The 15,592-nt window shown below is 35.9% G+C and carries 16 protein-coding genes; all 16 read left to right on the top strand.

Features of this window, described 5'->3' with window-relative positions; genetic code table 11:
- The first annotated feature begins 47 nt into the window (after positions 1–47).
- The 16 genes from atpD (at position 48) to murA (ending at position 15,359) form a co-directional block, all read left to right on the top strand.
- On the top strand, positions 48–1,460 hold the full coding sequence (atpD, locus tag CAB05_RS15475; protein WP_088001378.1) for a F0F1 ATP synthase subunit beta: 1,413 nt from the start codon (positions 48–50) through the stop codon (positions 1,458–1,460).
- Positions 1,461–1,545: 85 nt separating this feature from the next.
- On the top strand, positions 1,546–1,947 hold the full coding sequence (locus tag CAB05_RS15470) for a F0F1 ATP synthase subunit epsilon (protein ID WP_088001376.1): 402 nt from the start codon (positions 1,546–1,548) through the stop codon (positions 1,945–1,947).
- A 490-nt stretch (positions 1,948–2,437) separates the two neighbouring features.
- Entirely contained in the window at positions 2,438–2,806 is a 369-nt protein-coding gene (locus tag CAB05_RS15465) for an NADH-quinone oxidoreductase subunit A (RefSeq protein ID WP_088001374.1), read from the top strand.
- On the top strand, positions 2,797–3,315 hold the full coding sequence (locus CAB05_RS15460) for a NuoB/complex I 20 kDa subunit family protein (protein WP_088001372.1): 519 nt from the start codon (positions 2,797–2,799) through the stop codon (positions 3,313–3,315). Before CAB05_RS15465 ends, CAB05_RS15460 begins: the two co-directional genes overlap by 10 nt.
- Complete coding sequence (locus tag CAB05_RS15455) at positions 3,312–4,634, top strand: NADH-quinone oxidoreductase subunit C (RefSeq protein WP_088001370.1); 1,323 nt, start codon at positions 3,312–3,314, stop codon at positions 4,632–4,634. The genes CAB05_RS15460 and CAB05_RS15455 overlap by 4 nt, the downstream gene beginning before the upstream one ends.
- An 8-nt stretch (positions 4,635–4,642) precedes the next feature.
- A complete protein-coding gene (locus tag CAB05_RS15450) occupies positions 4,643–5,743 on the top strand; it encodes an NADH-quinone oxidoreductase subunit D (RefSeq protein ID WP_088001368.1) in 1,101 nt (366 codons plus the stop codon).
- The gene (gene nuoH, locus CAB05_RS15445; RefSeq protein ID WP_088001366.1) at positions 5,743–6,744 is read left to right on the top strand and encodes an NADH-quinone oxidoreductase subunit NuoH; all 1,002 of its coding nucleotides are present in this window, start codon (positions 5,743–5,745) and stop codon (positions 6,742–6,744) included. The genes CAB05_RS15450 and nuoH overlap by 1 nt, the downstream gene beginning before the upstream one ends.
- Positions 6,745–6,775: 31 nt before the next feature.
- Complete coding sequence (gene nuoI / locus CAB05_RS15440) at positions 6,776–7,195, top strand: NADH-quinone oxidoreductase subunit NuoI (RefSeq protein WP_088001364.1); 420 nt, start codon at positions 6,776–6,778, stop codon at positions 7,193–7,195.
- Positions 7,192–7,710: an NADH-quinone oxidoreductase subunit J gene (locus tag CAB05_RS15435; protein ID WP_088001362.1), complete on the top strand. Its 519-nt coding sequence runs from the start codon at positions 7,192–7,194 to the stop codon at positions 7,708–7,710. Before nuoI ends, CAB05_RS15435 begins: the two co-directional genes overlap by 4 nt.
- Positions 7,707–8,021: an NADH-quinone oxidoreductase subunit NuoK gene (gene nuoK / locus CAB05_RS15430; protein WP_088001360.1), complete on the top strand. Its 315-nt coding sequence runs from the start codon at positions 7,707–7,709 to the stop codon at positions 8,019–8,021. The genes CAB05_RS15435 and nuoK overlap by 4 nt, the downstream gene beginning before the upstream one ends.
- Positions 8,022–8,038: 17 nt before the next feature.
- Complete coding sequence (gene nuoL, locus CAB05_RS15425) at positions 8,039–9,895, top strand: NADH-quinone oxidoreductase subunit L (RefSeq protein ID WP_088001358.1); 1,857 nt, start codon at positions 8,039–8,041, stop codon at positions 9,893–9,895.
- Positions 9,895–11,403, top strand: coding sequence for a complex I subunit 4 family protein (locus tag CAB05_RS15420; protein WP_088001732.1), 1,509 nt, complete (start codon positions 9,895–9,897; stop codon positions 11,401–11,403). Before nuoL ends, CAB05_RS15420 begins: the two co-directional genes overlap by 1 nt.
- Positions 11,404–11,406: 3 nt before the next feature.
- The gene (gene nuoN / locus CAB05_RS15415; RefSeq protein WP_088001356.1) at positions 11,407–12,903 is read left to right on the top strand and encodes an NADH-quinone oxidoreductase subunit NuoN; all 1,497 of its coding nucleotides are present in this window, start codon (positions 11,407–11,409) and stop codon (positions 12,901–12,903) included.
- A gap of 79 nt (positions 12,904–12,982) precedes the next feature.
- Complete coding sequence (locus CAB05_RS15410) at positions 12,983–13,219, top strand: DUF1146 family protein (RefSeq protein WP_088001354.1); 237 nt, start codon at positions 12,983–12,985, stop codon at positions 13,217–13,219.
- Between the two features lie 83 nt (positions 13,220–13,302).
- A complete protein-coding gene (locus CAB05_RS15405) occupies positions 13,303–14,022 on the top strand; it encodes a YwmB family TATA-box binding protein (RefSeq protein ID WP_088001352.1) in 720 nt (239 codons plus the stop codon).
- A gap of 32 nt (positions 14,023–14,054) precedes the next feature.
- Positions 14,055–15,359 (top strand): UDP-N-acetylglucosamine 1-carboxyvinyltransferase, encoded by a 1,305-nt coding sequence (gene murA / locus CAB05_RS15400; RefSeq protein WP_088001350.1) that lies wholly within the window; start codon positions 14,055–14,057, stop codon positions 15,357–15,359.
- Positions 15,360–15,592 lie beyond the last annotated feature (233 nt).

Below are 15,592 nucleotides of genomic sequence, written 5' to 3'. Positions count from 1 at the left end.
ATATAAATCGTTCGGCTTTTAAGGAAACAATGCTAGGAGGAAAAGCGATGAGCAATGGTATTATTACTCAGGTATTAGGACCAGTAGTAGACGTTAAGTTCGAAAACGGCCAATTACCACAAATTTATCATGCGTTACGTGTTCGTCAAGAAGCGGGCAGCGCAAATGAAGTTAACATTGATTTAACATTAGAAGTTGCTCTTCACTTAGGTGACGATACTGTTCGTACAGTTGCAATGGCTTCAACTGATGGATTAGTACGTGGAATGGAAGCAGTTAACACAGCTAAACCAATTTCGGTTCCAGTTGGTGACGCTACATTAGGACGCGTATTCAATGTATTAGGTGACAACATTGACTTAGACGAAGAATTAGGGGAAGACGTTCGTCGTGACCCAATTCACCGTCAAGCACCTAAATTTGAAGAATTAACTACAAAAGTAGAAATCCTTGAAACTGGTATCAAAGTAGTAGACTTATTAGCTCCTTATATCAAAGGTGGTAAAATCGGTCTATTCGGTGGTGCGGGTGTAGGTAAAACTGTATTAATTCAAGAATTAATCAACAACATCGCACAAGAGCACGGCGGTATTTCAGTATTCGCTGGTGTAGGTGAGCGTACTCGTGAAGGTAACGACTTATACCACGAAATGAAAGACTCAGGCGTTATCAAGAAAACAGCGATGGTATTCGGACAAATGAATGAGCCACCTGGAGCACGTCAACGTGTTGCATTAACTGGTTTAACAATGGCTGAATATTTCCGTGATGAGCAAGGACAAGACGTGTTATTCTTTATCGATAACATCTTCCGTTTCACTCAAGCAGGTTCAGAGGTTTCTGCCCTATTAGGTCGTATGCCTTCAGCGGTAGGTTACCAACCAACTCTTGCTACTGAAATGGGTCAATTACAAGAGCGTATTACTTCAACAAACAAAGGTTCTGTAACTTCGATTCAAGCGATTTACGTACCAGCCGATGACTATACGGATCCAGCACCAGCTACAGCGTTCGCTCACTTAGATGCAACAACTAACTTAGAGCGTCGTTTATCTGAGATGGGTATTTACCCAGCGGTAGATCCATTAGCATCTACATCTCGTGCGTTAAACCCAGAAATCGTTGGAGCTGAGCACTATGAAGTAGCTCGTCAAGTTCAATCAACATTACAACGTTATAGAGAACTTCAAGATATCATCGCAATCTTAGGTATGGATGAGTTATCAGAAGAAGATAAATTAGTCGTAGCTCGTGCTCGTCGTATTCAATTCTTCTTATCTCAAAACTTCCACGTTGCGGAGCAATTCACTGGACAAAAAGGTTCTTACGTACCAGTTAAAGAAACTGTAAGTGGATTCAAAGAGATCTTAGAAGGTAAATATGATACTCTTCCTGAAGATGCATTCCGTTTAGTTGGACGCATTGAAGAAGTAGTAGAAAAAGCAAAAACACTAGTATAATATTTGTCTAATTGAAATCTCGTTCTTTCATCGATTGATAATAAGAACTTGATTTGCTCACAAAGCTAGACAGGAGGAGTTAACTATGAAGACAATGAAAGTCAGTATCGTCACTCCTAATGGACCGGCTTATGAAGGCGAAACAGAATTCGTTAGCACGAAAGCAACTAGCGGTGAGCTTGGTATTTTACCTGGACACATTTCAACTGTGGCACCGTTAGCAACAGCACCTGTTAAAATTAAAACACCAACTGGAACTGATTTTGTTGCAGTTAGTGGCGGATTCATTGAAATTCGACCTGAAGCCGTTACAATATTGGCTCAATCTGCTGAAGCATCAACTGAAATTAATGTTGAGCGTGCAGTAGAAGCAAAAAAACGTGCAGAACAACGTTTACAAGAAAAACGTCCTGACACAGACATCAAACGTGCGGAACTTGCTTTACATAAAGCAATGAACCGTCTGAATGTAGCACAATATAAGTAATTTTTATAAAAAAGAGGGCCCTTAATGGGCTCTTTTTTTATTGATTTGAAGTAAGTTATAATAGTATCGGTCTACTTAATCTCTTCATCATAAACAATTCCTTTATTTTTTCTCATCACATGAATGTACTTAGATTTTTTTTTCGACATTTGCTTTTATTGAGTTAGTTGTGGAAATGTTGATAACTTTCTGTGGATTTGTGGATAACTTTTATATTGATATAAAAATTTGATAAACATCCTATTTTATTTAAAAAGTACGATTTACTAATAAGTTAATACAATTTTTTAGATTTATGGATCGTAAATTTTGTTTTTTAAAAATACTATTCAAATTTAGAATAATTCTTAATTATTATCGACACGTTTTTGTCACATTTGTTATAATGGATACGATTACAAAACTGAATTATAAAAATTAATGAAAAATACATTATATTTATAATAAACATATAATGTAGAGCTCTGTAGTAAGGGGAGGGACAAGTTTCGTGAATGCTTATTTAAATAACTATGTGATTGTTGCTGTGTTTTTAATTATAGGAATTGCACTTCCGGTTGTTGCACTTTCCATTATCGGAAAAATATTAAGACCACATGCACCAACTGAAGCGAAGAAAACGACTTATGAAAGTGGTATCGAACCATTCCATGATGCAAAAGTACGTTTTCATGCTGGTTATTATATTTTCGCACTACTTTTCGTAATTTTTGATGTTGAAACTGTTTTCTTATATCCGTGGGCAGTTGCATTTGATCAATTAGGATTCTTTGCTTTTGTAGAAATGATCATCTTTATTCTTATGCTACTACTTGGACTTATTTATGCTTGGAAGAAGAAGGTGTTGAAATGGTTATGAAGCTAGATGGAATTTCTGTTGCTGAAATGGAAGAACTTCAAAAGAATATTTTTTTCACAACACTAGAAGAAGTGAAAGCTTGGGCAAGAAGTAACTCGTTATGGCCATTAACATTCGGGTTAGCTTGTTGTGCGATTGAAATGATGGGTGTAGGATCATCTCATTATGACTTGGACCGTTTTGGTTCGTTCTTTCGAACATCTCCTCGTCAATCAGATGTAATGATTGTTTCAGGTACTGTTACAAAGAAAATGGCACCTATTGTGAAACGACTTTATGATCAAATGCCAGAGCCGAAATGGGTTATTGCTATGGGCTCATGTGCAACAGCTGGTGGACCATATATTAATTCATATGCGGTTGTAAAAGGTGTCGATCAAATTATTCCTGTTGATGTATATATACCAGGATGTCCTCCGAATCCGGCAGCTCTAATTTATGGTATCAATAAATTAAAAGAGAAAATTCGTTACGAAGCTAAGACTGGGAAGCAGGTGACGAATAAATGAGTGAGGAAAAATCAAAAGAACAATTAAAGAAAGAAGCTGTAGAGAAAGCAAAAGAAGCAGCACGTCGTAAAATGGAACAACTAAAGGCTGAAAAAGAAGCTGCTGATGGAGCTAATCCATCAACAGAAACTTCGGAAGTATCTGATGAAGATAAAGCAAAAACACTTGCTGAAGCAAAAGCGAAAGCAGTAGCAGAGGCAAAAGCGAAAGCGGCTGAGATAGCGAAACAGAAAGCAAATGAGGCAGCTGAAACGAACACTGAAGAAAAAAGTGAAGCGCTTACAAATGAGTCTTCAGAAGAAGATAAAGAAAAAGCCCTAGCATTAGCAAAGGCAAAAGCGGTAGCAGCTGCAAAAGCAAAGGCGGCAGCACTAGCAAAACAAAAAGCTTTAGAAGCTTCGGGATCTAATGAAAGCTCGACTGAAACAGAAAATACAGAGTCTACTTCAGAAGGTTCAGATGAAGATAAAGCGAAAGCCTTAGCGGCAGCGAAGGCAAAAGCGGTAGCGGCTGCAAAAGCAAAGGCGGCTGCATTAGCAAAACAAAAAGCAAGTGGTGGAGAAGAAGCACCATCAGAAGGTACGGATGATGAAAAGGCGAAAGCAATCGCAGCTGCAAAAGCAAAAGCAGTCGCAGCAGCGAAGGCGAAAGCAGCAGCGCTAGCGAAACAAAAAGCGGCAGATGGCGGTGAAGCGGCTCCTGTAGAGGGATCCGATGATGAAGCAGCAAAAGCCAAAGCAAAGGCGATTGCAATCGCAAAGGCAAAAGCAGCAGCTGCAGCGAAAGCTAAAGGTAAAGCAGATGGTGACACTAATGCGCCAGTTGAAGAGGCAAAACCTTCTCACAATCAGCCTTTACTTGATGAAGTCAAAGCTTTAATAGAAAAAGAATTTGGAACTGAGGTTATTGAGGAAGCATCAATCAATACCCTTTCTAAGCATGATCTAACATTTACAATTAAAAGAGATGCTTATTATAAAGTAGCTAAATTCTTAAAATATAATGATCAACTTGAATTCACGTATTTATCAGGATTACATGGAACGGATTTTGTGGAATACATGGAAGTTTATTCTTACATATATTCGTATAAGCGTAAGCATGGTATTGCTTTAAAGGTAAAAGCAGATCGTGAACAACCAGTAGTTGATAGTATAGCGACGATTTGGGAAGGTGCAAACTGGCCTGAACGTGAAACATATGACTTACTAGGTATTGAGTTCGTAGGACATCCGAAGTTAGAACGTATTTTATTACCTGAAACTTGGGTTGGATATCCGTTAAGAAAAGATTACGTACAATTTGATGAGGGGGTGTAAGATAAGCCATGATACGTACGGAAGAAATGCTATTAAATGTTGGTCCTCAGCATCCTAGTACACACGGTGTATTTCGTCTTGTGTTAAAGATAGATGGAGAGATCATTAAAGAAGCAACTCCAGTCATCGGTTATCTACACCGAGGCACTGAAAAAATCGCAGAAAATCTTCAATATACACAAATCATTCCATATACAGACCGAATGGATTATCTTTCTGCTATGACAAATAACTATGTCATTTGCCATGCAGTAGAAACAATGATGGATATTAAGGTTCCAGAACGTGCAGAATACCTACGCGTTATTTCAATGGAATTAGGAAGAATTGCGAGTCACTTAGTTTGGTGGGGTACAAACCTGCTAGATATTGGTGCAGTTAGTCCATTTCTATATGCATTCCGCGAACGCGAAATGATCATCAATCTATTAAATGAGCTTTGTGGAGCTAGATTAACATTTAACTACATGCGAGTTGGTGGAGTGAAATGGGATGCTCCAGAGGGATGGATTGAAAAGGTAGAAGAGTTTATTCCATATATGAGAGAGCAGTTAAAGGGTTATCATGATCTTGTTTCTGGAAATGAAATCTTTATTAATCGTGTAAAAGGCGTTGGTACTTATACACAAGAAGAAGCTATTAACTATTCATTAAGTGGTGCAAACCTCCGTTGTACTGGTATAAAATATGACCTTCGTAAAGATGCACCATATTCGATTTACGATCGTTTCGACTTTGATGTACCAGTTGGAACTGTAGGCGATGCATGGGACCGCTATATGTGTAGAATGCTAGAAATTGAAGAATCATTGAAAATTTTAGAACAAGCCGTTGCACAGTTCCCTGAAGAAGGAGATATTTTAGCGAAAGTACCTAAAATCATTAAAGCTCCTAAAGGTGAAGGCTATGTAAGAATTGAATCTCCTCGTGGAGAAATTGGTTGCTACATCGCTAGTGATGGCAAAAAAGAACCATATCGTTTGAAGTTTAGACGACCATCTTTCTATAACTTACAAATCCTCCCGAAACTATTAGAGGGTGAAAACATAGCAAACTTAATTACTATTTTAGGTGGTATTGATATTGTACTTGGGGAGGTAGACGGTTAATGATTGAAAATCTACTACAGAGTACACCGACTTGGATCAATTTTCTCGTTTATTTAGGTTTAGGCGTTATTTTTCTATTTGTTGTTTTAGGGTTCGTAACCTTTGGAATTCTATCAGAACGTAAAGTTATGGGTTTTATGCAAGGACGTATTGGTCCAAACCAAGTAGGTGGAAAATACGGGTTACTTCAAACAGTAGCGGATGTTTTAAAACTTTTACTGAAAGAAGATACAATTCCGAAAGCAGCAGATAAGCCTTTATTCTTACTTGCACCAATTATTGCATTTGCTCCTGCATTTATGGTTTTAGCAACTTTACCATTTACAGAGAACTTACAATTTGCAGATATTGGCGTCGGCTTACTTTATTATATTGCAGTTTCTGGTTTAACAACTGTAGGTGTTGTTACAGCAGGTTGGGCATCAAATAATAAATATTCACTTATTGGTGGTATGCGTGCAGCAGCACAAATGATTTCTTATGAAATTCCACTTGTAATGAGTGTTCTAGGTGTTATTTTGTTAACAGGAAGCTTAAATTTAAATGATATCGTCAATGCTCAAGATAATGTATGGTTTATCGTTACTCAACCAATTGCATTTATAGTGTTCTTAATTGCTGCAGTTGCAGAATTAAATCGTACACCATTTGACTTGCCAGAAGCAGAATCTGAGTTAGTTGCAGGTTATCATACGGAGTTCTCAGGTTTCCGATGGGCATTCTTTATGTTATCTGAGTATGTTTACTTCTTTGCAATGTGTTCATTAATAACAGTTCTATTTTTAGGTGGATGGAAACCAATTGTGTTCTTAGATTTTATTCCAGGTGCAGTTTGGTTCTCATTAAAATTTAGTGCGGTACTATACTTATTGATTTGGTTCCGTGTAACGTTCCCACGTTTAAGAGCTGACCAATTAATGGAGTTCGGTTGGAAAGTATTATTACCAGTTTCATTAGCAAATATCGTTATTACAGCTTTAGTGAAAAGCTTATTCTACTAAACTAGAAGACCAATCTAAAGGGGTGTGAGTCATGATTGGGTTAGTAAAAGGATTAAAATATACGCTTCAAAACTTAACGCGCGAGAAAGTAACATATGATTATCCAAATCAATCGATTCCGTTACCAGATCGTTTTCGTGGAATTCAAAAGTTTTATCCAGAAAAATGTATCGTTTGTAACCAATGTTCAGCAATTTGTCCAACAGACTGTATTACATTAACTGGTAAAAAACATCCAGATCCTACGAAAAAAGGAAAAATTATCGACACATACGATATCAATTTTGAAATTTGTATCTTATGTGATTTATGTACAGAGGTTTGTCCTACTGAAGCAATCATTATGACAAACAACTTTGAACTAGCTGAATATTCACGTGATGAATTATTTAAAGATTTACAATGGCTTGATGAAAATGACCAAAACATTCGAAAGGAGAATAAAGCATGAGTGGTTTTGTAGTTGCTTTTTTTCTTCTTTCTCTTGCAGCAATTTTAGGCGGCGTAATGATGTTAAATTCAACGAAAGTTATGCATATGATGCTTTCACTTGTTTTGACGTTCATTAGCATTGCAGGGATTTACGTTCTTCTATCAGCGGAGTTTGTAGCCGTTGTACAAATATTAATCTACTCAGGTGCAATTACCATTCTAATGATTTTTGGAATCATGTTAACAAAGCATGATGTTGAAAGTGAAAAGCCAAAAAGAAATTGGCGTAATATTGCTTCATTAATTGGCGTTGTAGCATTTGGGGTAGTTATATTTTTAGGAATTAATGGACTTTCAATAGATAGTCAAGACGTAGATTTAGCGACAAATAATACGAAAAATATTGGTTTGCAATTATTTTCGAATTATGTTGTGCCATTTGAAGTAATGTCTGTTTTATTATTAATCGCTTTAGTTGGTGCGATTATTTTAGCAAAATCTGATGATTCAAAAGAGGAGGGTACGAAGGAATGAGTTCAGTTCCAATTAATGCTTATCTTCTTTTAGCTCTAATTTTATTTTGTATCGGATTGTACGGTGCATTAACGAAACGTAATACAGTAATCGTATTAATTTGTATCGAGTTAATGTTAAATGCAGCAAACATTAATTTAGTTGCATTTAGTAAATTAGGTGTTACACCTTCATTAACTGGACAAATTTTCTCATTATTTACAATCTCAGTAGCGGCTGCTGAAGCAGCTGTTGGCGTTGCAATACTAATTGCCTGGTATCGTCATCGTCAAACTGTCAATATCGATGAAGCTGATTCATTGAAAAGATAACTAGGAGGTGGAATTTGATGATGCAGTATGCTTGGCTAGTTCCGGTACTTCCGCTAATTTCCTTTCTAATCCTTATATTAGCAGGTACAAAAGGTAAGAAAAGTAGTGGGATATTAGGGGCAGCTTTAACAGGAATCTCATTCATCATCTCCTTGTTCGTCTTATTTGACCGTCTACAAGGGGAAACAGTACAAGAATTATATACTTGGTTAACTATTGGTAATATTGAAGTACATGTGGGATATGTAGTCAATGCACTGAATGCATTAATGTTAGTAATCGTAACGTTTGTCAGTACATTAGTTCATATCTATTCCACAGCATATATGGAAGACGATGATCGTATAACTGTATTCTTTGCCTACCTTGGGTTATTTACATTTGCGATGTTAGCACTTGTTATATCACCTAGTATTCTACAACTTTATATTTTCTGGGAATTAGTAGGATTAGGATCATTCTTACTAGTAGGTTTCTACTTTTATAAAGAAGAAGCGAAGGCAGCGGCAAAAAAAGCGTTCATTATGACAAGAATAGGGGACGTTGGCTTATTCATTGGGATGGTACTTTTATTCTGGAAAACAAAGAGCTTTGATTTTGATCAAATCTTTAAAGTAATCCAAGATGGACAAGTAAGTACAGGAATGTTGACACTAATTGCCATTTTAATTTTTATTGGGGCAATGGGTAAATCTGGTCAATTCCCACTTCACACATGGCTACCGGATGCAATGGAAGGTCCAACACCAGTTTCAGCTTTAATTCACGCAGCAACAATGGTAGCTGCAGGGGTTTACTTAGTTGCAACTTCTTATCCAATATTTATTGCAAGTGAAACAGCTTTAACTGTTGTGGCAGTTGTTGGTGGATTTACAGCAATATTTGCAGCAAGTATTGGTTTAGTTCAAAGAGATATAAAACGAGTATTAGCTTATTCTACTGTAAGTCAATTAGGGTATATGATGCTAGCACTTGGAGTTGGTGGTTATACAGCAAGTATTTTCCACTTAACAACTCATGCTTTCTTCAAAGCATTATTGTTCTTAGCGGCAGGTAGTGTAATACATGCTGTTCATACACAAGATATTTTCAAAATGGGTGGACTACGTCAGAAAATGAAATGGACGTCTACTTTATTCTTAATCGGTACATTAGCGATTACAGGTGTTCCTTTACTATCAGGCTTCTTTAGTAAAGATGAAATTTTAGCTGCAGCTTGGTCGAATGGACATTATGTATTATTCATCATTGCACTAACAGCAGCATTTTTCACATCATTTTATATGTTCCGTTTATTTTTCCTAGTTTTCACTGGGGAAGAAAAAACAAAAGGTGCCCACGAGTCGCCAATGTCAATGGTTATTCCAATGTCATTATTAGGTGTACTTGCAATATTTGCAGGGTACATTAATACACCATTCTTTGGCCGATATTTAAATGAGTTTTTACTTGAGGATGTACCATTTACAATAACAGAGCATAGTCATGAACCAATTTGGATTATGATTGTTGCAACGTTAGTATCACTTGCAGGTATTACGCTTGCTTATTCAATGTACGGCAGCAAAGCGAAGAAATCAGATCAAGAAGAAAACGGGTTATTCTATGAAATTCTTCTTAACAAATACTATGTTGATGAGCTATATAACGTAACGATTGTAAAAGGAATGTTTGCAATTGGTCATGTGATGTATGCGATCGAACGATTTGTTATTGAGGGAATTGCGACTGTCGTAAAAGGAATTGTGAGTACAGTTGGTAGTATCGGTTCTCGACTTCAAAGTGGCCAAGTCCAAACATATGGATTCATTACATTGTTAGGTCTAGCTCTTATTTTATTAACATTAGTTGTGACAGGGGGGTACAACTTATGATGAGTTCTCAATTTTTATTATGGGTTGTTTTCTCACCTCTATTAGGTTTACTACTTGTAACGTTTGCGCCAAAGACTTCTTACAAGCTTTGGGCGCTTGCAACAGCGGTTCTAACATTTGTTTTAACAGCAATTACATATATTGCTGGACAAAATCATTCTAATTTACAAGATTGGAATATTTCATACGAATGGTTTTCGTTTGGAAAATTCTTTGCAGAGTCAACTAGATTATTTGAGGTTAAATTTGAACTTGGTGTAGATGGATTATCATTAGTAATGATCTTACTTACAGGTGTCATCTCACTAATCTCTGTCATTGCAGGGTATTCAATTAATAAAGGTTCAAGAAGCTTTTATCAATTGCTATTTATCCTACAAGTGGGTATGTATGGCGTATTTGCTTCTCAAAACTTAGTATTATTCTTCTTATTTTTTGAATTAACGCTTGTACCGATGTTCTTCTTAATCGGAAGATGGGGACGTTTTGACAGCGAGCGAGCTGGTTACCAATTTTTAATCTACAACGGATTAGGATCAGCATTCTTATTATTCGTTATCGCTGTATTATTCGCTCGAACAGGCACTACAAATTATGCTGATTTAGCTAATATCATACCGGTTGGTTACGATACAATTAGCCCAATATCAGATAACCTAAAAATGGGTCTGCTGGTTTGTTTATTAATTGCTTTTGCAATCAAATTACCATTATTCCCGTTCCATCGTTGGATGGTGAATGTGCATACACAGGCAAATCCTGCTGTTGTTATTATTCACGCGGGTATCCTATTAAAAATCGGAACATATGGTTTAATTCGTTTTGCATTAGGAATTTTCCCAGACCAATTTGATAAAATGTCAGTAGCTCTTGCAATTATAGGTGTCGTTAATTTACTTTATGGAGCTTATATTGCATTAACTCAAAAAGATTTACGTTCAGTATTAGCTTATTCAAGTTTTTCACATATGGGGATTGTCATCATCGGATTAGCAGCAATGAATAGTGCTGGAATCCAAGGGGCAATTTTTCAATCTGTTTCTCACGGTTTAATAGCTGCACTTCTATTCTTACTTGTTGGTATGTTAGAAAATCGTGGAGATACAACTAGTTTTGATAAAATTAGCGGATTGGCTAAATCGACGCCAAGATTGGCAGGATTATTATTATTCGGTGGTATGGCTTCACTAGGATTACCTGGTTTATCAGGCTTTGTTGGAGAATGGCTATCGTTTGTAGGTTTATTCCAAAGTCATAAAATTATTGCAGCTGTAGGTACTTTAGGGATCATTTTAACAGCGGCTTATATTTTAAGAGCAATTCTTGCACTAAGCTTTGGAAAAAATAGTGAATTCGTTTCATCATTTACTGATTTATCAAAACGTGAAACAATCGCGTCGGTAATTTTAGTCATTGCGATTATAGGGCTTGGTGTATATCCTGCTCTTGTAAATGACATGATTTTATCATCAGTGGACTTTATCATTCAAGGGATTCGAGGTGTATAGAAGATGACATGGAAAGCATTATCTGAATTTCAATGGGAATCAATGGGTCCAGAGATCATTCTAATAGCTGCCGCACTTCTTCTATTAGTTCTTGAACTGGTATTGCCTAAAAACGTAAGTCGTAAAGTAATCGGTTGGGTAGGATTAATTAGTGTTGTAGCAGCATTTGTATGGCTTATCACACTATATAATCATGAACCAGTCAATTTATTATTTGGCACATTCAAACTTGATTCATTTTCACTTGTTTTTAAAACAATTTTGTTAATTGGCGCAATTTTAGTACTGTTACTAGCTTTAGGAGATCATACAATCTCTGAGCAGTCAGAATACTACACATTATTTATTACTGCATTAATTGGAACTATGTATATGGCTTCAAGCAGTGATTTAATCACGTTATTTGTTGGATTAGAGCTTCTTTCAATTTCTTCTTATATTTTAGTAGGAATTCAAAAAAGACGAGAAGGATCTTCAGAGGCTGCACTTAAATATGTAATCAACGGTGGTATTTCAACTGCTATTACATTATTCGGCTTAAGCTATACTTATGGCTTAACTGGTACAACAAACATCACAGAGATGAATCTAGCGCTTTCTCAAGGGGTTGCTAGTAGTAATGAGTTTTTACTAATCATTGCATTCGTTTTAGTATTTGTTGGTTTGTCATTCAAATTAGCATCTGTACCGTTCCATATGTGGGCACCAGATGTTTATGAAGGAGCGCCAACACCTGTAACAGCATTTTTAGCAACAGTTTCAAAAACTGGCGGTTTTATTATTGTTTTACGTATATTCCTATCAATTTTCACTGGTGCTTTACTGATGGAACAGCAAAAATCAGTATTTGAAGTAATGCAGCCAGTTGTAGGTGTATTAGCAGCACTTTCGATGATCATAGGGAATACAATTGCTTTAAAACAAAACAATTTAAAACGTATGTTAGCATACTCAGGTATCGCGCATGGCGGTTATATACTTGTTGCATTTTTAAGTATTTCACCATTTATGTTTGAAAGTATTTGGTTCTACTTATTAGCTTATACTTTCATGACAATTGGTATTTTAACAATTGTTTATAATGTACAACAGCAAAGAGGTTCTGACTCGCTTTCAGCATTTGCTGGACTTGTTAAATCAAATCCTTATTTAGCCATTGCAATGACAATTTTTGTTTTGTCATTAGCGGGGATTCCGTTAACTTCAGGTTTCATCGGAAAATTAAATATCTTTATGGGGGCTTTTGTTCCAGTTAAAGGATTTTATGTACTTGGTGGAATTTTACTATTAACGACAGTAATCTCTTACTTTTACTACTTTGGCATTTTACAAAATGTATTCTTCAGAAGTGGCGAAGAACGTCCAGTTGTTCTTCCAAAAACGCATATCCTTGTTGTAATCATTTGTGTAATCATGACTGTTGCACTTGGAATCAAACCATCTTTAGCTTATGATGTATTCCATCAGTTAGAAATTGTAAAAGATTTCTTTCAAGCTTAAAATGAATGTAATAAGATTGAAAGTGTAGGGTAACTCCTACACTTTTTCTTTTTAGTTTATCGAAAAAGGAGGGAAAATGATGAAAACATTACTTGGCACAGAGGCTTTATTAGCTATTATTGTCAATTTAATATTCATTATTTTAACTTGGTGGGCAATAACAGCGATAAAGTGGGAAAGTATTATGAAAAAAGGTCATGTTCCCCAAATTCGACTGTTTATGGTCCTGTTAACAATTACGATTTCTTCATCAGTCAGTAGTTTTTTCTTAAATTATTTACAGTATGCAAAAGACCTCACATTTTTGTTGAAATAATTTGTCAGAAGTTGTGTTACGATACATCGTATAAACCCCTCTCTACCTGTGAAAAATGAAAAGTAGGAGAGGGGGATTTTTTTATGAAAAAAATATTCTATTTATTATTAATCACGATTAGTGTTGCATCAGTAATGTTCTTTAATATAAATAAAATCGGTATGGCAGAGACGGGAGTAGGTCAATTAAATCGTTTTGCAGATGTATTAAATAAAAAAGACATTTCTATTACAAATTGGAATTTATATGCAAGAGAAGCTAAAATAAATACTTCGGCAACAGAAGTAATGAAAAAGTATAAAAATAATTTTAAAAATTTTAAATGGTCTATAGATAAAGAAAAAAATAAAATAATTGGTGTATCCAATCATACTTTTGTCACAGAAAGACTTGTCGTTACATCTACTAATGACAATAGTAGTTATGTTATTTATGAATTAACAGGGACTAAATGGGACCAACGAACTGAAAAAGAAACCAAAAATCTAATTGATCAATCACTGGAAAATATTTTTAATGAAGAACCTACTTTTTTTACTTGTATTAAAGGGACAATGGGTGGTAAACTTGAAGGTGTTTTGCAGGGTATAAAAAATGATTTTTTGGAGACATTCAAAGCAACAAAAATTGAAGAAATAAAAGAAGGGGCATTCGTCTCTGTCTCAGCATATACTGAACAGTGGAATGACGCTCTGGTTGCAAATGGCAAAAAAATTAATTTACAAATTGCAATTCGTGAAAACAATGTTGATGAATCAAAAACAATTATTATTGGAACACCGATTATAACAGTAGAATATTGATAGATCTATTTTAGGACACGGAGGGGAAAAGCTTGGATAAAATCATTGTCCGTGGCGGGAAACAGCTTCAAGGCACTGTACGTGTAGAAGGTGCAAAAAATGCTGTCTTACCAGTTCTTGCTGCAGCGCTACTAGCTAGTGAAGGAAAAAATATAATACATGACGTACCAACTCTATCTGATGTTTACACGATTAACGAAGTTCTTCGTAATTTAAATACAGAAGTTGCGTTCACAAACAATACAGTAACAGTTGATGCTTCAAAAGATTTACATGTTGAAGCACCATTTGAATATGTTCGTAAAATGCGAGCATCTATTCTTGTAATGGGACCACTATTAGCGAGGAACGGTCATGCTCGTGTGGCATTACCTGGTGGTTGTGCAATCGGTTCTAGACCAATTGAACAACATCTAAAAGGATTTGAGGCAATGGGTGCTCAAATTACGGTTGGAAATGGTTTTGTTGAAGCAAAATCTAATGGCCGTTTAAAAGGAGCTAAAATCTATTTAGATTTCCCAAGTGTTGGTGCAACTGAAAATATTATGTCTGCAGCTTCTTTAGCTGAAGGTACAACAGTAATTGAAAATGCTGCAAAAGAACCAGAAATCGTTGATCTTGCTAACTTTATCAACTCAATGGGTGGAAAAGTTCGTGGCGCAGGTACAGGTACAATTCGTATTGAAGGAGTACCAACATTATTTGGTACAACTCATCATATTATTCCAGACCGTGTAGAAGCGGGAACATTTATGGTTGCAGCTGCTATTACGAATGGTAATGTTTTAATTGAAAATGCAGTTCCAGAACATTTAAGCTCAGTTGTAGCGAAAATGCGTGAAATGGGTGTTACAATTATCGAGGAAGAAGAAGGTCTTCGAGTGATTGGAACGGATAATTTAAAACCTGTAGACATTAAAACAATGCCTCACCCAGGCTTCCCAACAGATATGCAATCTCAAATGATGGCACTTCTATTAAGAGCTAATGGAACAGGCATGATCACTGAAACAGTATTTGAAAATCGTTTCATGCACGTTGAAGAATTCAGACGCATGAATGCAAACATAAAAATTGAAGGTCGTTCTACAATTATCCATGGACCAAACAATCTTCAAGGAGCAGAAGTAGCTGCAACTGATTTACGTGCTGCTGCATCATTAATCCTTGCTGGACTTGTAGTTGACGGCTATACTCGTGTAACAGAATTAAAACACTTAGATCGTGGATATGTAAACTTCCATGAAAAGCTTGCTGCACTTGGAGCGGACATTGAACGTGTAAACGAACCAAGCACAGCAATTGAAGAAGAAACACTGAAAGACTTACAAGCGTAAAACTAAAAAACAATGATGAAATGCCTGGCACTATGTGTTTCCCCACATGGAGTCGGGCATTTTTTATTACATGCGAATGGAATAATGGCGAAAAAGAATGTAGTTATTTGCATGTAAACTTTAATCAACTTTCTACTATACAGTTATAGGCAAAAATCCTATAAAATATTCTAAAAATAATGAAAAAGAATAATATTTACATACTAACATCTTGCGAAAATTGTTCTAAATGC

The sequence above is a fragment of the Gottfriedia solisilvae genome, from assembly GCF_002128405.1.
GTDB classification, from domain to species: Bacteria; Bacillota; Bacilli; order Bacillales; family Bacillaceae_G; genus Gottfriedia; species Gottfriedia solisilvae.
This window is presented reverse-complemented; position numbering and strand designations above follow the sequence as displayed.